The 19,630-nt window shown below is 70.2% G+C and carries 18 protein-coding genes; 14 read left to right on the forward strand and 4 right to left on the reverse strand.

Annotation, left to right across the window (positions count from 1 at the left end):
• A complete protein-coding gene (locus RC2_RS02240; RefSeq protein ID WP_068151697.1) occupies window positions 1–1,293 on the reverse strand; it encodes an alpha-amylase family glycosyl hydrolase in 1,293 nt (430 codons plus the stop codon).
• A gap of 610 nt (window positions 1,294–1,903) precedes the next feature.
• Between RC2_RS02240 and RC2_RS02250 the strand changes: the two genes are divergently transcribed.
• From RC2_RS02250 to RC2_RS02270, 5 genes are all read left to right on the forward strand, one after another.
• Window positions 1,904–3,178, forward strand: a complete 1,275-nt coding sequence (locus RC2_RS02250; protein ID WP_068151734.1) for a M18 family aminopeptidase — start codon at window positions 1,904–1,906, stop codon at window positions 3,176–3,178.
• Window positions 3,179–3,267: 89 nt separating this feature from the next.
• A complete protein-coding gene (gene purL / locus RC2_RS02255) occupies window positions 3,268–5,553 on the forward strand; it encodes a phosphoribosylformylglycinamidine synthase subunit PurL (protein ID WP_068151692.1) in 2,286 nt (761 codons plus the stop codon).
• A 25-nt stretch (window positions 5,554–5,578) separates the two neighbouring features.
• Window positions 5,579–7,396 (forward strand): alpha/beta hydrolase, encoded by a 1,818-nt coding sequence (locus RC2_RS02260; protein WP_068151689.1) that lies wholly within the window; start codon window positions 5,579–5,581, stop codon window positions 7,394–7,396.
• A gap of 8 nt (window positions 7,397–7,404) precedes the next feature.
• On the forward strand, window positions 7,405–7,755 hold the full coding sequence (locus RC2_RS18845) for a CPBP family intramembrane glutamic endopeptidase (RefSeq protein ID WP_072680983.1): 351 nt from the start codon (window positions 7,405–7,407) through the stop codon (window positions 7,753–7,755).
• Window positions 7,756–7,760: 5 nt separating this feature from the next.
• On the forward strand, window positions 7,761–8,147 hold the full coding sequence (locus tag RC2_RS02270) for a sterol carrier family protein (RefSeq protein ID WP_068151687.1): 387 nt from the start codon (window positions 7,761–7,763) through the stop codon (window positions 8,145–8,147).
• A 10-nt stretch (window positions 8,148–8,157) separates the two neighbouring features.
• Here the strand turns inward: RC2_RS02270 and RC2_RS02275 are convergent, their stop codons facing one another.
• Window positions 8,158–8,724, reverse strand: a complete 567-nt coding sequence (locus RC2_RS02275; RefSeq protein ID WP_068151686.1) for a helix-turn-helix domain-containing protein — start codon at window positions 8,722–8,724, stop codon at window positions 8,158–8,160.
• An 84-nt stretch (window positions 8,725–8,808) separates the two neighbouring features.
• On the opposite strand from RC2_RS02275, the gene RC2_RS02280 reads away from it, so the two are divergent.
• Together RC2_RS02280 and RC2_RS02285 are read left to right on the forward strand one after the other, a co-directional pair.
• Window positions 8,809–9,492: an AzlC family ABC transporter permease gene (locus RC2_RS02280; RefSeq protein WP_371828709.1), complete on the forward strand. Its 684-nt coding sequence runs from the start codon at window positions 8,809–8,811 to the stop codon at window positions 9,490–9,492.
• Window positions 9,489–9,818: an AzlD domain-containing protein gene (locus RC2_RS02285; RefSeq protein WP_068151681.1), complete on the forward strand. Its 330-nt coding sequence runs from the start codon at window positions 9,489–9,491 to the stop codon at window positions 9,816–9,818. Before RC2_RS02280 ends, RC2_RS02285 begins: the two co-directional genes overlap by 4 nt.
• On the opposite strand, the gene RC2_RS02290 is transcribed toward RC2_RS02285, so the two are convergent.
• Entirely contained in the window at window positions 9,819–10,145 is a 327-nt protein-coding gene (locus RC2_RS02290) for a hypothetical protein (RefSeq protein ID WP_245810926.1), read from the reverse strand. It lies immediately after the preceding gene.
• On the reverse strand, window positions 10,142–10,657 hold the full coding sequence (locus tag RC2_RS02295) for a DUF427 domain-containing protein (RefSeq protein ID WP_072681140.1): 516 nt from the start codon (window positions 10,655–10,657) through the stop codon (window positions 10,142–10,144). The genes RC2_RS02290 and RC2_RS02295 overlap by 4 nt, the downstream gene beginning before the upstream one ends.
• Before the next feature lie 146 nt (window positions 10,658–10,803).
• Between RC2_RS02295 and purF the strand changes: the two genes are divergently transcribed.
• The 7 genes from purF to purM all read left to right on the forward strand — a co-directional run bounded on the left by purF (window position 10,804) and on the right by purM (window position 19,589).
• Window positions 10,804–12,369: an amidophosphoribosyltransferase gene (gene purF / locus RC2_RS02300; protein ID WP_068151678.1), complete on the forward strand. Its 1,566-nt coding sequence runs from the start codon at window positions 10,804–10,806 to the stop codon at window positions 12,367–12,369.
• Between the two features lie 4 nt (window positions 12,370–12,373).
• Window positions 12,374–12,994 carry an ASCH domain-containing protein gene (locus RC2_RS02305; RefSeq protein WP_068151675.1) on the forward strand — a complete coding sequence of 207 codons (621 nt, stop codon included), beginning with the start codon at window positions 12,374–12,376 and terminating at the stop codon, window positions 12,992–12,994.
• Between the two features lie 183 nt (window positions 12,995–13,177).
• Window positions 13,178–14,749 carry an ABC transporter substrate-binding protein gene (locus tag RC2_RS02310; protein ID WP_068151728.1) on the forward strand — a complete coding sequence of 524 codons (1,572 nt, stop codon included), beginning with the start codon at window positions 13,178–13,180 and terminating at the stop codon, window positions 14,747–14,749.
• 2 nt (window positions 14,750–14,751) lie between these two features.
• Entirely contained in the window at window positions 14,752–15,840 is a 1,089-nt protein-coding gene (locus RC2_RS02315; protein WP_082895698.1) for an ABC transporter permease, read from the forward strand.
• Window positions 15,840–16,799: an ABC transporter permease gene (locus tag RC2_RS02320; RefSeq protein ID WP_068151673.1), complete on the forward strand. Its 960-nt coding sequence runs from the start codon at window positions 15,840–15,842 to the stop codon at window positions 16,797–16,799. The genes RC2_RS02315 and RC2_RS02320 overlap by 1 nt, the downstream gene beginning before the upstream one ends.
• Window positions 16,796–18,412, forward strand: a complete 1,617-nt coding sequence (locus RC2_RS02325; protein ID WP_068151670.1) for an ABC transporter ATP-binding protein — start codon at window positions 16,796–16,798, stop codon at window positions 18,410–18,412. The genes RC2_RS02320 and RC2_RS02325 overlap by 4 nt, the downstream gene beginning before the upstream one ends.
• A gap of 79 nt (window positions 18,413–18,491) precedes the next feature.
• Complete coding sequence (gene purM / locus RC2_RS02330; protein ID WP_068151667.1) at window positions 18,492–19,589, forward strand: phosphoribosylformylglycinamidine cyclo-ligase; 1,098 nt, start codon at window positions 18,492–18,494, stop codon at window positions 19,587–19,589.
• Window positions 19,590–19,630: the final 41 nt, after the last annotated feature.

The raw sequence follows: 19,630 nt of genomic DNA on the forward strand, positions 1-19,630 counted from the left end.
CTAGTTCTGGACGACCGCCCACGTGTGGGGCGGGAGGGTGTCGCCGACGCCGTCCGCGGCGGCGAGCACCTCGCCGCTCGGGCGCGCCACCGCGTCCTCGCCGAGGTTGAGTGCGAGCCTCAGGGTGGTGCCGTCGTGCGCTGCGCGGAGCGTGAGCGCCGTGTTGGTCAACGTCTCGACGTCGGCGGCCGTGGTGCGCAACCAGGGGAATCGGCGGCGCAGCGAGATCATCGCCTGATGGACGCGATAGCGCGGCAGACCCAGCGGAGACAGCTCGTCCGGCGTGGCCGGGAACGGCGGGCGGATCTCGTCGTCACCGCCGACCCGTTCCTCTTTCGTGCCGCGGAAGCCCTGCTCGTCTCCGTAGTAGACGGTGGGTGTGCCGGGAACGAAGAACAGCAGCGCGGTCGCGATGTCGACGTCCCGGTCGTCGCCGAGGGTCGACGCGATGCGGGTGACGTCGTGATTGCCGACGAACGTGGCGGGCACGAACGTCGGTAGCAGCGCGTCGTGGCGGCCGAGAGCATGGGCGAGCTCGAAGAAGTTGCCGTCGCGGAGTGCGCTCCAGGTGGCCTTCCACAGCTCGTACTGGGTGACCGAGTCCACGCTCGACCGGGCGACGTACGCGGCGTAGTCGCCGTGGATCATCTCCCCGACGAACCAGGCGTCCGGATGCTCGGCGCGCACCCGCGGCAGCACCTCGGCCCAGAACGACGGGTCGACGGCGTACGCCGCGTCGAGTCGCCACCCGTCCGCGCCGCGGTCGAGCCAGTGGGTCATGACGTCGACGACGTGATCGCGCACCTCCGCGTTCGCGTGGTTCAACGCCACCAGGATGTCGTGCCCCTCGAACGAGTCCGGGTGGTCCCCGGCCCACCGGATGCGCTGTCCCGCCGGTGATTCGGGTCCGTCGCGGAGGGCGTCGGCGACCCAGGGGTGGTCTCGACCGACGTGGTTGAAGACGCCGTCGAGAAGGATGCGGACGCCCTTCCCGCGAGCCGCCGCGATCAGGCGGTCGAAGTCGGCGTCGTCGCCCAGGCGGGGATCGACGGCGAGGTGGTCCACGGTGTCGTACCCGTGCGTCGACGAGGCGAAGACCGGGCCGAGTGCGAGGCCGTTGCACCCGAGGTCGACGAGGTAGTCGAGCCACGACTCGACGTGCGGTAGGCGGTGGGTCAGCGGCGCGCTCTCCCGCTCGGCGCCCGTGAAACCCAGCGGGAACACCTGCCACCAGATCGCGTGGGCGACCCAGTCCGGCTCGGTCGACGCGGGCGGTGCCGGGTGGTCGGACACGGGGTGGCTCCTCGGGGTCGGGGCGGGAACTCCCGACGGTAGTCGGTGACCTCGACATGTTGTGAGAGTGAACAGAAGATGCTCCTGTTGCGGCTGCGATCTTCGTGTGACTTACTGACGCAGGCGAGCGTGGTGCTCGCCCCTCACCTCCACAGAAGGAGCCCGCCCGTGTCGTCCTCCCTGACCGACCTCTTCTCGTCCTTCGAAGATCTCTCGGACTTCGTCACCGCGCTCGGCACGATCCTGAAGACGCTGACCGCCTTCAGCTGACCGTTCGGTGGGTCGCGTGGGGCGCTGATCGGCTCATGAGGTGACTCAGGTCACACATGGTCGACACGCGTTCTGTTGCGGGCTCGCCATTCCTGTGAATTACTTATGTGCGGGCACAAGCCCACCGACCTCACAAAGGGAGACATCATGGACCTGAATTCGATCGAGAGCCTCGCCAAGTTCCTCGGCGCCATCTCCGACATCTTCGGCGGCGCCGGCACCTTCCTCGGCGGCCTGGACTTCTTCAGCTGAGCCGTCCCTTCTCGGTGATGCCGGGTCCACCCTCGTGGTGGGCCCGGCATCGTCGTATTCCGGCCCGGCCTCTCTACGATCGGTGACCATGGCGTCCCTCACCTCCGCGACCGCGTCCGGCCTGTGCTCCTTCGTGAACGCGTCGCCCTCGCCCTTCCACGTCGTCGCCACGGTGACGGCCGAGTTGGCCGCGCACGGCTTCGTCGAACTCGCCGAGGCCGACGCCTGGCCCACCGACCCGGGCCGCTACGTCGTGGTGCGCGGTGGCTCGCTGATCGCGTGGTCCACCGAACGGGCGCCCGACGCACCCTTCCGCATCGTCGGCGGCCACACCGACAGCCCCAACCTGCGCGTGAAGCAGCACCCCGACCGCGACTCCGCCGGCTGGCAGATGGTGGCCCTCGAGCCCTACGGCGGCGCGTGGCTGAACTCCTGGTTGGATCGCGATCTCGGGATCTCCGGGCGCCTCGGCGTCCGTGACGGCGCGGGCGTGCGCGAGGTGGCCGTGCGGATCGACCGGCCCATCCTGCGGGTCCCGCAGCTCGCCATCCATCTCTCCGAGGACCGCAAGGGCGTGCATCCCGACCCGCAGAACCACGTCGACGCGGTGTGGGGGACGGGGCGCTCGCCGCGCTCCTTCCTGGCCTTCGTGGCGGACGAGGCGGGGGTGGACGACGCCGACGTGCTCGGCTGGGAGCTCATGACCCACGATCTGAATCCGGCTGCGGTGGTGGGGTTCTCGGAGGACCTGATCAGTTCGCCGCGCCTGGACAACCAGGGCACCTGTTACGCGGGCACGGAGGCGCTGGTGACCGCCGCCGCCGAGGCCGACGACGTGGTGCCGGTTCTCGCGCTCTTCGATCACGAGGAGGTCGGCAGCATGTCCGACCGCGGCGCCCACTCCGATCTGATGAACACCGTCCTCGAGCGAATCGTCCTCGCCCGTGGGGGGTCTCGCGAGGACTTCTTCCGCACCATGGCGGCGTCGATCCACGCGTCCGGCGACATGGCGCACGCCACGCATCCCAATCACGTGGCACGGCACGAGCCGTCGCACCGCATCGAGATCAACGGCGGTCCCGTCCTCAAGGTGAACCAGAACCTGCGCTACGCGACGGACGCCGTGGGGGCGGCAGCGTTCGCGCAGGCGTGCGAGCGCGCCGACGTTCCCCTGCAGCGGTACGTCCACCGGGCGGACCTGCCCTGTGGATCCACCATCGGTCCCATCGCCGCGTCCCGGACCGGGCTGTCGACGGTCGACGTCGGCGCGCCGCAGCTGGCCATGCACTCGGCCCGAGAATTGATGGGTGCGCACGACGTCGAGATGTACTCCGACGCGCTCGCCGCGTTCCTCGGCGTCTGACGGGCTGCGAGACGGTCGGGCCGGGGCCGTAGAATCACCGTCGTTCTCGCGTACCGGCAATTCCTGCCCGAGGGAAGGACCCACCCATCGTGTCTGTCGAGTCGACCCCTCGGGTCGATACCGTCGCCGCCGCTGCCGCCGATCCGGACGTGGCGCAGCCGTACGCCGAGTTGGGCCTGAAGGACGACGAGTACGCCCGCATCAAGGAGATCCTCGGCCGGCGTCCCACGGACGCCGAGCTGGCCATGTACTCGGTGATGTGGAGCGAGCACTGCTCCTACAAGTCCTCCAAGGTGCATCTGAAGTACTTCGGTGAGACCACCACCGACGAGATGCGGGCCGGGATGCTCGCCGGCATCGGCGAGAACGCCGGCGTCGTCGACGTCGGGGACGGCTGGGCCGTCACGTTCAAGGTGGAGAGCCACAACCACCCGTCGTACATCGAGCCGTATCAGGGCGCGGCCACCGGCGTCGGCGGCATCGTCCGCGACATCATGGCCATGGGCGCGCGGCCCATCGCGGTCATGGACCAGCTGCGATTCGGTGCGGCGGACGCGCCGGACACCCGCCGGGTGCTCGAGGGCATCGTGCGCGGCGTCGGCGGGTACGGCAACTCCCTGGGCCTGCCGAACGTCGGCGGCGAGACCGTGTTCGACGCCTCGTACGCCGGCAACCCGCTGCTCAACGCCCTGTGCGCGGGCGTCATGCGGACCGAGGACCTGCATCTGGCGTTCGCGTCGGGTACCGGCAACAAGATCATTCTGTTCGGTGCGCGCACCGGGCTCGACGGCATCGGCGGTGTGTCCGTGCTGGCGTCGGAGACCTTCGAGTCCAGTGGTGGGCGCAAGAAGCTGCCCGCCGTGCAGGTGGGCGATCCGTTCACCGAGAAGGTGCTCATCGAGTGCTGCCTCGAGCTCTACCAGCAGAAGCTGGTCGTCGGCATCCAGGACCTCGGTGGTGCCGGATTGTCCTGCGCCACCTCGGAACTGGCGTCCGCGGGCGACGGCGGCATGCACATCGAGCTCGATCGCGTGCCCCTGCGCGCCACCGGGATGACCCCCGCGGAGGTGCTCTCGAGCGAGTCCCAGGAGCGCATGTGCGCCGTGGTCACGCCCGAGAACGTCGACGCGTTCATGGCCGTGTGCGCCAAGTGGGACGTCCTGGCCACCGTCATCGGTGAGGTCACCGACGGCGAGAACCTGCAGATCACCTGGCACGGCGAGACGGTCGTGGACGTGCCGCCGCGCACCGTGGCGCACGAGGGCCCGGTCTACGAGCGGCCCGTGCAGCGCCCGGCGGCGCAGGACGCGTTGGTGGCGAACACCACCGAGGGGCTGCCGCGCCCGACGACGCCCGTGGAGCTCCGAGAGACGTTGCTGCGCATGATCTCTTCGCCGCAGCTGTGCAGCCGTCGTCTCATCACCGAGCAGTACGACCGCTACGTCCGCGGCAACACCGTCCTGGCCGAGCACGCCGACGCCGGCGTGGTGCGGATCGACGAGAAGACCGGCCGCGGGATCGCTCTCGCGACGGACGCCTCCGGCCGCTACACCGCCCTCGACCCGTACCGCGGCGCCCAGCTGGCGCTCGCGGAGGCGTTCCGCAACGTGGCCACCACCGGTGCGACGCCGAAGGCCGTCACCAACTGCCTGAACTTCGGTTCGCCGGAGGACCCGGGCGTGATGTGGCAGTTCCAGCAGGCGGTGCGCGGCCTCGCCGACGGCTGTGTGGCGCTGGGCATTCCGGTCACGGGCGGCAACGTCAGCTTCTACAACCAGACCGGATCGACGCCGATCCTGCCGACCCCCGTCGTCGGCGTGCTGGGCGTGCTCGACGACGTGCATCGCCGCATTCCCACGGGCCTCGGCCTGGAGCCGGGGGAGACGCTGATTCTCCTCGGCGACACGCACGACGAGTTCGACGGCTCCATCTGGGCGCAGGTGATCCACGATCACCTCGGCGGCGTGCCCCCGCGCGTCGACCTGGCCCGGGAGCAGCTGCTGGCCGACATCCTCACCGCGGCCAGCCGCGACGGCCTGGTCAGCGCCGCGCACGATCTGTCCGAGGGCGGGTTGGCCCAGGCCGTGGTCGAGGCGGCACTGGCCGGCGAGTCGGGATGTCGGATCCTGCTGCCCGAGGACGTCGACCCGTTCGTCACCATGTTCTCGGAATCGTCCGGGCGGGTACTCGTAGCCGTTCCTCGAACCGAGGAGACCCGGTTCACGGGAATGTGCAGTGCGAGGGGGTTGCCGTGGGTGCGGATCGGCGTGGCCGACGAGGGGTCGGACGAGGTGGAGTTCCAGGGGCAGTTCACCGTGCCGTTGGCCGAGCTCCGCGAGGCGTTCGAGGGGACGCTCCCGAGGCTCTTCGGCTGATCGACGGCTCGATCCGAGCCGTCCGGTGACCGACACGACGACGCGGTCACCGGAGCGGGACGGAGCGGACACCGAGGATCCGATTCCCCGGCCGCACTCGTTCGAGGAGCTGCCCGCTTACGTCCTCGCCACGGCGACGCACACCGTGCGGAAGCATCCCGCGGTGGTGTGGGCGTGGGGATTCCTGCGCCTCGACGTCACCGGTATCGCGTTCGGCGCCCTGTTCTTCTGCTGGTCCCTGACGCCGTCGCTGCTGCCGCGCGGCTGGCTCTTCCAGGGCATCGTCAGCGGCATCACCGCCGCGATCGGGTACGGCGTCGGTGTCGCCGTGGGCTGGGTGATGCTGCGGACCGTGCTGCGGCAGCAACCCTGGTGGCCGCTCCCGCCACGTGTCGAGCGCGGCATCGTGGTGGCGGTGCCGATCGTCGGGGCCGTGGCGGGTGCCGTCATGCTCTACGCCTCCGCCGTGTGGCAGCGGCAACTCGCGGCGCTCATGAACGCGGAGGGGCTGACCAGTACCGGGTTCATCCGGACCGGCATCATCAGCCTGGTCGTGGCGAGCGTCCTCATCGGACTCTGGCGGGTGATTCGCGACTTCCGCCGCTTCCTCGTGCGGAACCTGTTGCGTCTGATCCGTCTGCCGCAGTGGGTGGCCAACCTGGTGGGCTTCGTCCTGGTGATCGTGGTCCTCGTGACGCTGGTGCAAGGTGTGCTGCTGCGCGGCACCATGAGCGTCGCGAACTCCGTGTTCAGCACGCAGAACGGCAACACACGGGAGGGCGCCGAGCAGCCGACGGTCCCGGAGCGATCCGGCGGGCCCGGCTCGGTGGTCGACTGGGACACGCTGGGATTCGAGGGGCGCAACTTCGTCTCCGGCGGCCTCGACGCCGACGAGATGCGCCGCGCCACCGGACGCGAGTCGAAGCAGGCCATCCGGGTGTACGCGGGCCTCGAGAGTGCCGAGACGTCCGAGGAGCGCATGGATCTGCTGATCCAGGAACTCGACCGCACCGACGCGTTCTCCCGTCGCGCCGTCGTCGTCATCCCGACCACGGGTACCGGCTGGGTGAACCCGACGGCAGCGCGCGCGGTGGAGTTGATGTACGAGGGCGACGTGGCCCTGGTGGCGTCGCAGTACTCCTACCTGCCGAGTTGGATCTCCTTCCTGGCCGACCGGGAGAAGGCGGCCGCGGCGGGCAAGGACCTCATCGGCCGGGTGCACGCGCGGTGGGAACAGGAACCGGTCGAGACCCGGCCCAAGCTGTACGTCTACGGGGAGAGCCTCGGCACGCAGGCCGGCGAGGGGGCGTTCGCGGACATCGCGGACATCCGCAGCACGGTCGACGGCGTGCTCTGGGTGGGCCCACCCAACTCGAACCGCATCTGGTCGACCTACGTCGATCGTCGCGACCCCGGCACCACCGAGGTCGAGCCCGTCTACGCCGGCGGTCTGCTCATGCGGTTCGCGGACAGCACCCGCGACGTCGAGGCGTTGTCCGGCGAGTGGCCGTTCCCGCGGGTCCTGTACATCCAGCATCCGTCGGATCCGATCGTGTGGTGGACGCCGGACCTGCTGTTCCAACGTCCGGACTGGTTGGCGGAACCTCCCGGCTACGACCGGCTCCCCAGCATGCGGTGGTTCCCGTTCGTCACGTTCTGGCAGGTCAGCGCCGACCTGACCAACGCGGCCGGGGTGCCCGACGGCCACGGGCACAACTACGGCACGACGGTGCTCGACGGGTTCGCGGCCGTCGCGGCGCCGGAGGGCTGGACGCAGGCCGACACCGAACGCATCCGCGCGGTCATGGTCGAGTACGCGGACGCGGACGGTCCGGAGAAGTAGGGGCGGGCGTGACGAGCGCCGGGGCCAGGTCCCTCGCCCGCTGGGTATGGTTCGACATCCCGGTGGGCACGGTGCTGCCGGAGGAGTTCCTGTTCCGCGGCATCGTCGACGAGGTCGCGACGGCCGTGATCGGACCGGACGCCGCACTCGTGGCCGGATCGGTCGCGTTCGGCGTGTGGCACTGGCCGGGGTCGAACCGGTCCGTGCCCGTCGTGCTGGTGACGACGGCCGCGGGCGCGCTGTTCGTCCTCGCGCGGCGGCGCACCGGCACGCTGTTGGCCCCGATGGCCCTGCACTGGGCGGCCAACGCCACCGGGGCGGTGGCGGCGACGTGGTGGCAGCGCCGGGTGGAAGACTGATCGGTGTGGCACCGTCGAAGACCGTGGACCCGGCCGAACTCCGAGCGTCGCTGATCGCGGTGTCCGCCTGGCTGGACGACCCGACCGTCCCGAAGCCGGCCCGCGCCGAGCTCGCGGCCGCCGTGCGGCTGAGTGCCCGCACGCTGGAGCAGACCGCGCCGGGGTCGAGTGTCGAGGTGCGGGTGCCGCCGTTCGTCGCGGTGCAGTGCATCGTCGGCCCCCGCCACACCCGCGGCACCCCGCCCAACGTGGTGGAGTGCGATCCGCGCACCTGGCTGTTGTTGGTGACGGGCCGGACCGAGTTCGCCGACGCCGTGCAGGGTGCGGGCGTGACGGCGTCGGGAGGGCGGGCCGGCGAGGTGGCGCACTGGTTGCCGCTCGTCCGGGTGTGAGCCCGGCGCGTCAGTACTGCTCGGTGATCATGGTCGCGGTGGTGCCCGGCTCGAGGGCTTCGAAGACGTGGGGAACGTCGCCGGGGTAGGAGAGGTAGTCACCGGGGTTCAGCTCGACGGGGTCGTCCACCGGCCCGAGGCGCGCGCGGCCGGTACCGAGCACCACGTGCTCGACGACCCCGTGCATGTGGGGATCGGACAGGCGGGGGCTGCCGGGATCGGCGGCGATGAGGTAGACGTCCCGACGCGCGTTCGGCGGGCAGGACGTCAGGAGCGTGGCGCTGTAGTCGGACGCGTCGGAGGCGATGGCCGGGCCCTCGCCGCGGCGCACGAGTCGCACTTCCTGGCGGGCGGGTTCGACGAGCCGGGCGAACGGGACGTCGAGGGTCACCGACAGGGCCCACAGCGTTTCGACGCTCGGGTTCCCGGTGCCCGACTCCAGTTGCGACAGTGTCGATTTCGCGATCCCGGCGCGGCGGGCGACCTCGGCGAGCGACAGGCCGGTGCGCCGACGCTCGCGCACCAGGGATGCGGCGATGGCGGCGATGGGGGCGCGATCGGACGGCACGGCGTCCATTCTGGCACACCGTTCGGCAGACGCGTCGATCGTTCGTCTTGACGAACCCGGTCGTGACCGTTCATCGTAGGAGTCATGCGTTCGATGATGCGAACGATCCGGCGTGATCCGGACGTCGCGGTACGAGACATCCTGGTGGTGTGCCTGGCCGACGCCCTGGTGGGAGCGTCGCTGGGCGCCATCGCCGTGGCGTCGGGCCTTCCGTGGTGGCTCCCGGTGCTGCTCTCGGTGGTCGTCTTCGCGGGCGCGTCGCAGTTCGTCTTCGTCGGCGTCCTCGCCGCGGGCGGAACCGTCCTCGCCGCCGCCCTCGGTGCGCTGCTGATCAACGGTCGCCTCACGCCGCTGGCGTTCTCGGTCGCCCCCTTGCTGGGGAACAGGGCCGCCACCCGTCTCGTCGGTGCCCATCTGGTGACCGACGAGTCCGTGGCCTTCGCCACCGCGGCGACCACGACGGCGGGGCGACGCCGCACCTACTGGTTCTCCTCGATCGTGCTGTTCGTGCTGTGGAATCTCGGAGTGCTGGTCGGTACCGCGGTGGGGTCCGTCGTCGCCGATTCCGACGCTCTGGGGCTCGACGCCGCCTTCCCCGCCGTGCTCCTCGCCCTGGTCATGCCGGCGCTGCGCGATCGCCTCACGAGACGCGCGGCGCTCGTCGGAGCCCTCGTCGCTCTCGCGGCGAACACGGTGGTGCCCGCCGGGGTGTCCGTGGTGATCGCGCTGGCCGTGGTCGTGCCGATCGTGCTGCGCCGCGAGCGGAGCGTCGCATGAGCACCGCGAGCGCCACGGTCCTGGTCCTCGGCGTGCTCGGGCTCGCGGCCGGCACGTACCTGCTCCGGCTGGGCGGAATCGTGCTGCGCGGCAGGCGAACTCTGACCCCCGCCGCGGAACGCACGCTGGACGTCGCGGTGGCCGTCGTCTTCGTCGCGCTGGTCGCGACCTCCGCGTTCCCGGCCGGGGTCACGGCGTCGGGGCTCGCCCTTCCGGCCGGTGTGCTGGTGGCGGCCGTCCTCGCCTGGCGCCGAGCGCCGTTCGTCGTGGTCGTGGTCGGCGCGGCCGCCGTGACGGCGGTGCTGCGCCTGCTGGGTGCCGCGTGACTACCAGGGACGAACCGGGGGCTTGACCCAGAGAATCTTCTCGTCCCGGTGCGGGCGCGCCTCCTCCGGCCGTCCGGCCGCCCAGGCATCCTTCTCGTCCAGCAGACCCGCGACCACCGTCCAGGTCTCGTCGGTGCTCGGGGGATTGATGTCCGCCGCGCGCGCCAGCTTGCGCCGCGTGGCCGCCGGCATCGCGCCGAGATCGCCGGAGTCGATGCCGCGGTCCCACAGATAGCGCGCGAGCGCGACGGCCTTCTCGCGTCGGGACCGTTCGGCGACGTCGGAGTGCGCGTAGCGGTCGTTCGCGCGGGCCTCGTCGATCGTCACCACCCCCAGCTGCCCGGAATCCCCTTGAAGGGGCCGACCACGTCCGAGGTGATCCACCCGGCGTAGAAGCCGCCCTCCTGCGCCTGCGCGACCTCGCCGTCGAGTTCGCACGTCAGCTGGGCGGGGGAGAAGGACAGGGCGCCGGCGATGTCCGCGAACGCGGCGGTCGGGGTCTCGTAACTCCACCCGCCGGCCTCGAGAACGGCACCGTCGTCACCGAGGACGTCCCAGTAGGTGGCGGCGCCCTTCCACTCGCACATCGTCGATCGCGCGCGCGATCGACGCAGCCGCGAGGAGTCGACGTCGTCACGCGGGATGTACCACGTCGGCGGGTGACTGGTCTCGAGCACGCGATACGCCGACGTGCTGTCGGCGATCACCGCGTCCCCGAAGCGGACCACCAGGTGCCGCGTCGAGGACTCGAGTCGAGGTGGGCGCGGGTAGTCCCACACCGATTCCTGGCCCGCGCCGGGCTGCTCGGGGGTGACGCCGAAGGGAAGTCTGCCGACCATGCCCTCCATCATGCCCTCGGGAACAACCCGAGCGGCGGGGAAGTTGCCCGGAACGAACGCCGTGGACGGTCCACCGGAATCGCTTCTGCGCTGTCCACGTGCGACCATCGTTCCACCCCCTCGCCGGCCCCTAGGGAGAGTTTGTCGTGACGCGTGCCGATCTCTCGGTCCACAGCCCCACCCTGCCGACCCCCGCCGATCTCGAGGGACCGGAGAACGAGCCCCGCGAGGAATGCGGTGTCTTCGGGGTCTGGGCGCCCGGCGAGGACGTCGCCAAGATGACGTACTACGGCCTCTACGCGCTCCAGCATCGCGGGCAGGAGGCGGCCGGCATCGCCGTCGCCGACGGCTCCCAGGTGCTGGTGTTCAAGGATCTCGGCCTGGTCAGCCAGGTGTTCGACGAGCAGACGCTCGCGGCCATGAACGGCCACGTCGCCATCGGGCACTGCCGCTACTCCACCACCGGGTCCACGACGTGGGAGAACGCGCAGCCGATCTTCCGAACCACCGCCGCCGGCAGTGGCGTGGCGCTGGGCCACAACGGCAACCTGGTCAACACCGCGGCCCTGTCCGACCGGGCGCGGGAGGCGGGCATCATGGGCCGCCCGCGCGGGACGGGTGCCACCTCGGACTCCGACGTGGTGGGTGCGCTCCTGGCTCACGGCGCCGCCGACAGCACCATCGAGCAGGCCGCGATGGAGCTGCTGCCCACGCTCGAGGGTGCGTTCTGCCTCACGTTCATGGACGAGAACACCCTGTATGCAGCTCGCGATCCGCACGGCGTGCGCCCGCTCTCGCTCGGCCGCCTCGACCGCGGCTGGGTGGTCGCGTCCGAGACCGCGGCACTCGACATCGTCGGCGCCTCGTTCGTCCGGGACATCGAGCCGGGTGAGTTGCTGGCCATCGACGCCGACGGCGTCCGTTCGTCGCGGTTCGCCGCCCCCGAACCCAAGGGCTGCATCTTCGAATACGTGTACCTCGCGCGCCCCGACAGCGTCATCGGCGGTCGGTCGGTGCATTCGACCCGCGTCGAGATCGGCCGTCGGCTCGCCGAAGAGCACCCGGCCGAGGCCGACCTGGTCATCCCGGTGCCCGAATCCGGCACGCCCGCGGCCGTCGGCTACGCGCAGGGGTCCGGCATTCCCTACGGCCAGGGCCTGATGAAGAACGCCTACGTGGGCCGCACCTTCATCCAACCGTCGCAGACCATCCGTCAGCTCGGCATCCGACTCAAGCTCAATCCGCTGCGCGAGGTCATTCGGGGCAAGCGGCTCGTGGTGGTGGACGATTCGATCGTCCGCGGCAACACCCAGCGCGCCCTCGTCCGCATGCTGCGCGAGGCCGGCGCCCTCGAGATCCACGTGCGCATCGCCTCGCCGCCCGTGCGGTGGCCCTGCTTCTACGGCATCGACTTCGCCTCACCGGCGGAGTTGATCGCCAACGGCATGGACTCCGAGGACGGCATGCTCGAGGGCGTGCGGCAGGCCATCGGCGCCGACTCGCTGGGCTACATCTCCATCGACGGCATGATCGGCGCGTCCGAGCAGCCGTCCACTCGCCTGTGTGCGGCCTGCTTCGACGGCAACTACCCCATCGCGCTCCCGAAGGAGACCGCGATGGGCAAGAGCGTCCTCGAGAAGCTGTTCGCCTCGGCACCGGGCCTGACCGCCCCGGCCGACGACGACAACGTGAGCGCTCTCTCCCGCCCCTGACGCCGTGTTGATCCGTCGCGCCGTCGCCGAGGCCATCGCCGCAGGAACGGTGCGCGTGCAGTACCGGCGTTGGGGCAAGCGTCGCGTCAAGGTCGGGACGTGGATCCACACGCCGGTCGGGGTGATCGTCGTGGACGCGATCACCGAGGTCGACCCCACGACGCTGACCGACGACGACGCTCGGGCGGCCGGGGAGACGTCGGTCGCGCAGCTACGCAAGGGTTTCCGTGGCGCCGACGGTGATCCGGTGTGGCGCATCGAGGTCTCGTACGGCGGCGAGGATCCTCGCATCGCCCTGCGCGAGGACGACGCTCTCACCGACGACGAACTGGCGTCCCTGCGTGCGAAGGTCGACGCGATGGATGCGCGGGCGGACTCGCCCTGGGCGTGGGCGACGCTGGAGCTGATCCGCGATCACCCGGCGGTGCTCGCCGCGGACCTCGGGGCTCGGCTGGGGCTCGAGCGCGACGTGTTCAAGCCGCGGGTGCGGCGCCTGAAGGCGCTCGGCCTCACCGAGAGCCTCCGGGTCGGGTACCGGTTGTCACCGCGGGGGGAGCGGGTGGTGGAGGCTGCTCGTCGGACAGGTGAACAAGCCGACAGCCCTACCGGTCATGACCGGTCATGACTGAAATCGGCATTCGTCACACGATCGTCACACGGCCTCGGTAATCTTCCGTTCACCGAAACGCACCGTCGTACGGCACCCGTCTGCTGTGCGACGACGAACGAAGGATCACCCACCATGAGCGTGCCCTCCCGAGGACGCACCGCGCGCGTGTTCAGCACCCGTACCGCCGCCGTGTCCCTCATGTCCGTCGCCGCCCTCACGGCGGCGGCCTGCGGTTCCGGCCGTACCGACGGCGGCGGCGAGGGCGGTGACGCCGCCGGCGACGCCCTGGTGGTGGGCACCACCGACCAGGTCTACTCGCTGGACCCGGCCGCCTCGTACGACAACGGCTCGTTCACCATCATGAACCAGGTCTATCCGTTCTTGATGAACTACGCGCCCGGCAGCGACGAGCTGCAGCCCGACGCGGCGGAGAGCTGCGAGTTCAGCCAGCCCACCGTGTACACCTGCACGCTGAAGGACGGGCTGACCTTCGCCAACGGCAACGCCCTCACCAGCGAGGACGTGAAATTCTCCTTCGATCGCATCGTCTCCATCGACGACCCCAACGGGCCGTCGTCGCTGCTCGCGAACCTCGACTCCGTGGCCGCTCCGGACGACCGCACGGTCGAGTTCACCCTGAAGGCGCCGAACGATCAGACCTTCCCGCAGGTGCTCGCCACCAACACCGGGCCCATCGTCGACTCGCAGGTGTTCTCGGCCGACGCGATCCTCGACGACGACGCGGTGGTGGCCGGCAAGCCGTTCGCCGGTCCGTACTCGATCGACAGCTACGAGAAGAACTCCCTGGTGAGCTTCTCCGCGTTCGACGGCTACCAGGGTGTGCTCGGCACGCCGAAGACGTCGTCGGTCACGCTGCGCACCTACACCAGCGCCGACAACCTCAAGCTCGACATGCAGAACAAGTCCATCGACGTCGCGTGGCGATCGCTCACCCCGACCGACATCGAGTCGCTCGAGGGGACCGAGGGCCTCACGGTGCACGAGGGTCCCGGCGGTGAGCTGCGCTACGTCGTGTTCAACCTGAACACCATGCCGGGCGGCACCCCCGAGCAGAAGCTGGCGATCCGCAAGGCCGTCGCGGCGTCGGTCGACCGTGACGCGCTGTCCGAGAACGTCTACAAGGGCACCTTCACCCCGGCCTGGTCGGTGGTCCCCAGCGGACTCGAGGGCGCCAACACCGCGTTCAAGGACATCTACGGCGAGTCGCCGAGCAAGGACGAGGCCGCGAAGTTCCTGTCCGACGCCGGGATCCAGACTCCTGTCGCCGTCAACCTGCAGTACAACCCGGACCACTACGGTTCGAGCTCGTCCGAGGAGTACGCCGCGGTGAAGGCGCAGCTCGAGGACACGGGCCTGTTCACGGTGAACCTGCAGTCGACCGAGTGGAACACCTACAACAAGGAACGCGTCGCCGACACCTACCCCGTGTACCAGCTGGGCTGGTTCCCGGACTTCCCGGACGCCGACAACTACCTGACGCCGTTCTTCGCGCCGGACAACTTCCTGCAGAACCACTTCGACAACCCCGAGATCACGGCGTTGATCGACGCCGAGCGCACCGAGACCGACGAGGCTCGTCGCAGCGAGATCATCGGGGAGATCCAGACGAAGATGGCGCAGGATCACGTCTCGACGCTGCCGCTGCTCGAGGGCAAGCAGATCGCGATCTCGACCGACTCCGTCACCGGTGTCGACGAGACCCTCGACGCGTCGTTCAAGTTCCGCTTCACCCCCATCGCGAAGGGCTGAGCATGACCACCACCACGCCGGACGAGGCGTCGGTGGGGAAGCAGTCACGGGCGAGCGCGTCGTCACGCTACGGCGCGCTCGCCCGTTATCTCGTGATCCGGTTCCTGCTGATCGTGCCGACGGCATGGATCCTGGTCACGGTGGTCTTCTTCCTCATGCGCGTCCTCGGAGACCCCATCAGCGCCGCCCTCGGCGGTCGGCTGCCCGCCGACCAGATCGCCGAGCGCCGCGCCGCCGCGGGCTACGACCGGCCCATCCTGGTGCAGTACTGGGAGTACCTCTCCGGCCTGGTGCGCGGTGACTTCGGTCGCGCCGCGACCAACAACCAGGAGATCAGCAGCGTGCTGATCACCAACGGCGCCGCCACCCTCGAACTCGCGTTCTGGGCACTGCTGGTGGCCTTCGCCGTCGGCATCCCGCTCGGGTTCTACGCCGCCACGCGTCGGGACTCGTTCTCCGACGGCACCCTGCGCATCCTCGCGATCCTCTTCTACGCCGCACCCGTGTTCTTCGTCGGCATGCTGCTCAAGCTGGTGTTCGCCGTGAAGCTGGGGTGGCTGCCGGTGGCGGGGCGCGCGAGCACCGACGTCGAACTGGCGCTGCAGAACGTGTCGCCGAAGACCAACATCCTGCTGATCGACTCGATCCTCTACGGCGACACCGGGTACACCGTCGACGTCCTGAAGCACGCCGTACTCCCGGCGATCGCGCTGGGACTGCTCACGGCCGGGGTGTTCCTGCGCCTGGTGCGCGTGAACCTGCTGCAGACCCTGCAGGCCGGCTACGTCGACGCCGCGCGGGCTCGCGGGCTCTCGGCGCGCACCGTCGCTCGTCGACACGCGTTCCGCAACGCGCTCATTCCCGTCGTGACGGTGATGGGCCTGCAGATCGCGATGCTGCTGGGCGGTGCCGTCCTCACCGAGACGACCTTCGAGTGGCAGGGCCTGGGCTACCAGCTCGCCCGCTATCTGCAGGCGCGGGACTTCGTCGCCGTCCAGGGCATCGTGACCTTCCTGGCCATCGTGGTCGCGGTGATCAGCTTCCTCACGGACGCGATCGTGGCCCTCGTCGACCCGCGGGTGAGGTTCTGATGACCATCGAAGTGACCGTCGGCGAGATCGAGGCGCCGAAGCGTCGGCGCGGGGTGCCGGGACTGGCGATCATCCGGTCGAGCGCCGGGCTGCAGAAGGCCACGATCGTCATCGGCCTGATCCTCGTCGCCGCGTTCGTGATCATGGCCGTCTTCGCGCCGCTCATCGCGCCGTTCGGGTTCTCCCAGACCTCGGCCGACGGCGTCGACTTCGCCCGGCAGGCAGGACCGAGCGCCGACCACCTCTTCGGCACCTCGGTCCGCGGAGAGGACGTCTTCTCCCGCGTCGTGTGGGGCGCCCGTACCGCGCTGCTGGTGATCGGGGTGTCCCTCGTGCTCTCCATCGCCGTCGGTGTACCGCTGGGACTGCTGTCCGGCTACATCGGCCGCTGGGTGGACCGCGTGCTCGTGCTGTTCATGGACGCGATGTACGCCTTCCCGAGTCTGCTTCTCGCCGTGGTGGTCTCGATCGTGGTGGCCGGCGGGCAATCGAGCAGCTTCGGCGGCGTGCTGTCGGCCGCCGTCGCGATCACCGCGGTGTTCGTGCCGCAGTACTTCCGGGTGGTGCGCAACGCCACGGTGTCGGTGAAGACCGAGCCCTACGTCGACGCCGCTCGCGTCACCGGGGCGAGCCCGCTGCGCATCATGTTCCGGCACATCCTCGCCAACGTGACACAGACGCTGCCGGTGATCCTCACGCTCAACGGCGCGGAAGCGATTCTCACGCTCGCCGGCCTCGGCTTCCTTGGGTTCGGCATCGAACCGACGTCGGCGTCGGAGTGGGGATACGACCTCAACAAGGCGCTGCCGGACATCTCCAACGGCATCTGGTGGACGTCGATCTTCCCCGGCACGGCCATCGTGCTGGTGGTGCTCGGCATGACCATGGTCGGCGAATCCGTCAGCGAGACACTCAATCCCGTACTGCGTACGCGCCGTCGGGCCAAGGACGGATCATGACCACCCCTGCCCTCACCCTGACGGACCTGTCGGTTACCTTCGCCACCGACGGCGGCGCCGTCCGCGCCGTCTCCGAGGTCTCGTTCGACGTCCATCCGGGCGAAGTCCTCGCCGTGGTGGGCGAGTCCGGGTCCGGCAAGTCCGTCAGTGTCCGGTCCGCCATCGGGTTGCTGCCGGGGACGGCATCGGTGCGCGGCTCGGTCACCCTGGGCGATCGCGAGGTGACCGGGCTCGGCGACAAGCAGTGGGCGCAGTTGCGCGGCCGCGACGTGGCGATGGTGTTCCAGGAACCGGGCAGTGCCCTCGACCCGCTCTTCACCGTCGGCTACCAGATCGTCGAGGCGCTGCGCGCCCATCCCGGTCCCGACGGCAGTCGCATGGACAAGAAGGCCGCCCGCCGCCGTGCGGTCGAGTTGCTCGACCTGGTCGGCCTGCCCGATCCGGAACGACGCTTCGGCTACTACCCGCACGAGCTGTCCGGCGGACAGAAGCAGCGCGTGATGATCGCCATCGCCATCTCCTGCGAGGCGAAGGTGATCATCGCCGACGAGCCCACGACGGCCCTCGACGTCACCGTGCAGGCCGAGATCCTGAACCTCCTGCGCGACCTCAAGGACCGGCTGGGCTGCGCGATCGTCCTCATCACGCACAGCATGGGCGTGGTCGCCGACATCGCCGACCGCGTCGTGGTGATGAAGGACGGCGAGGTGGTCGAGGAGGCCACCGTCCACGACCTCTTCGAGTCCCCGTCGGCCGAGTACACGCGCACGCTGCTCGCCGCGGTCCCGACGCTCGACCCCGTGGTGGCGGACCGGACCGTCTCCGACGAGGTGGTCCTGTCGGTCCGCGATCTGACGGTGCAGTTCCCCGGCGGCCTCGGCCAATCGGTGTTCCGCGCCGTCGACGACGTCTCGTTCGACCTGCACCGCGGCGAGACGCTCGGCCTGGTGGGGGAGTCGGGCTCCGGCAAGTCGACCATCGGCCGGTGCGTCGCTGCCCTGCAGAAACCGACGTCCGGCTCCGTCGAGGTGCTCGGACAGGACGTCGGCCGCCTGCGCGGCAAGGACCTCAAGGCGCTGCGCAAGCGATTCGGCTTCGTGTTCCAGGACCCGTCGACCTCGCTCAACCCGCGGCTCACGGTCGGCAAGGCGGTGGCCGAACCGCTGATCGTGCACGGGGTGGGCAAGGCCGAGATCGAGCGCACCGTGCGGGAGTGGCTCGACGCGGTGAAGCTTCCGTCCGGCACCGACGCCCGGTACCCGCACGAGCTCTCCGGCGGCCAGCGGCAACGCGCCTCCCTCGCCCGCGCGCTGGTGCTGAAGCCGGACCTGCTGGTGGCCGACGAGCCGACCAGCGCCCTCGACGTGTCCGTCCAGGCGGCGGTGTTGGATCTGTTCGAGGAGCTGCAGACCGAGCTGCAGTTCGCCTGCCTCTTCGTCAGCCACGACCTGGCCGTCGTCGATCGCCTGGCCCACCGTGTCGCGGTACTGCGCCACGGCGCAGTGGTGGAACTGGGCACGCCCGCGCGCATCCTGCGCGAGCCCGCCGAGGACTACACCCGTCGCCTGATCGCGGCGATTCCCGAGCCGAGGGTCACGCGGGACCGTCCGTGAGGGTGCTCCGGTACCGTAAGGGCGCATTCGGCTCGGATCCCGGGCCGCACCACGACAGCAGTTACGGAGCGCCACACCCATGACCGACGAGACCCAGCAGCACGGCAGCGCCCCGTCCTCGGGAGGCGCGTCGTACGCGGCAGCGGGGGTGGACATCGAGGCGGGTGACCGCGCCGTCGAGTTGTTCGCGCCGCTGGCCAAGCGGGCGACGCGGCCCGAGGTCATGGGTGGTCTCGGCGGGTTCGCCGGCCTGTTCGCGCTCAAGGGCGGGTACCGCGAGCCGCTGCTCGCCGCCTCCACCGACGGCGTCGGCACCAAGCTCGCGGTCGCGCAGGCCCTGGACAAGCACGACACCGTGGGCATCGACCTCGTCGCCATGGTGGTCGACGACCTCGTGGTGTGCGGGGCCGAGCCGCTGTTCCTGCAGGACTACATCGCGGTCGGCCGCGTCGTGCCCGAGCACGTCGCCCAGCTGGTCGCCGGCATCTCCGACGGCTGCGTGCAGGCCGGCTGCGCCCTCCTCGGCGGTGAGACCGCCGAGCACCCGGGCATGATGGCCGACGGTGAGTACGACCTCTCCGCGACCGGCGTCGGCGTCGTCGAGGCCGACGACGTGCTGGGGCCGGACCGGGTGCGTCCCGGCGACGTGGTGATCGCCATGGGCTCGTCCGGTCTGCACTCCAACGGCTACTCCCTGGCCCGCAAGGTGCTGCTCGAGATCAGCCGGATGTCGCTGACCGGGCACGTCGAGGAGTTCGGCCGCACGCTCGGCGAGGAGATGCTCGAACCCACCCGCATCTACGCGAAGGACTGCCTCGCGCTCGCCGCCGAGACCGACGTGCGCACCTTCTGCCACGTCACCGGTGGCGGCCTGGCCGCCAACCTGGCCCGCGTCATGCCGAAGGGTCTGGTCGCCGAACTCGACCGCGGCACATGGTCGCCCGCCCCGATCTTCGCGATGATCGCCCAGCGCGGCCGCGTCGACCGTGCCGAGATGGACAAGACGTTCAACATGGGCGTCGGCATGGTGGCCGTCGTCGCTCCCGAGGACGTCGACCGCGCCATGGCCGTGCTCACGGCCCGCCACATCGACTGCTGGACCCTCGGCACGGTGCGCAAGGCCGACACCGGGGCGGACGAGCGGGCCGTCCTCGTGGGCAACCACCCGCGCTTCTAGAGGCCGGCCGACGACCCGTCTCACGACGACGTGCGGGGCAC

The organism is Rhodococcoides corynebacterioides NBRC 14404, assembly GCF_001894765.1.
GTDB classification, from domain to species: domain Bacteria; phylum Actinomycetota; class Actinomycetes; order Mycobacteriales; family Mycobacteriaceae; genus Rhodococcoides; species Rhodococcoides corynebacterioides.

Bases quoted from the DNA above. Each gene is read 5' to 3' on its own strand.
- RC2_RS02250 (WP_068151734.1), top strand. From the start codon at position 1,904: ATGGCGTCCCTCACCTCCGCGACCGCGTCCGGCCTGTGCTCCTTCGTG.
- RC2_RS02275 (WP_068151686.1), bottom strand. From the start codon at position 8,724: ATGGACGCCGTGCCGTCCGATCGCGCCCCCATCGCCGCCATCGCCGCA.
- RC2_RS02280 (WP_371828709.1), top strand. From the start codon at position 8,809: ATGATGCGAACGATCCGGCGTGATCCGGACGTCGCGGTACGAGACATC.
- RC2_RS02285 (WP_068151681.1), top strand. From the start codon at position 9,489: ATGAGCACCGCGAGCGCCACGGTCCTGGTCCTCGGCGTGCTCGGGCTC.
- RC2_RS02295 (WP_072681140.1), bottom strand. From the start codon at position 10,657: ATGGTCGGCAGACTTCCCTTCGGCGTCACCCCCGAGCAGCCCGGCGCG.
- RC2_RS02310 (WP_068151728.1), top strand. From the start codon at position 13,178: ATGTCCGTCGCCGCCCTCACGGCGGCGGCCTGCGGTTCCGGCCGTACC.
- RC2_RS02315 (WP_082895698.1), top strand. From the start codon at position 14,752: ATGACCACCACCACGCCGGACGAGGCGTCGGTGGGGAAGCAGTCACGG.
- RC2_RS02320 (WP_068151673.1), top strand. From the start codon at position 15,840: ATGACCATCGAAGTGACCGTCGGCGAGATCGAGGCGCCGAAGCGTCGG.
- RC2_RS02325 (WP_068151670.1), top strand. From the start codon at position 16,796: ATGACCACCCCTGCCCTCACCCTGACGGACCTGTCGGTTACCTTCGCC.
- purM (WP_068151667.1), top strand. From the start codon at position 18,492: ATGACCGACGAGACCCAGCAGCACGGCAGCGCCCCGTCCTCGGGAGGC.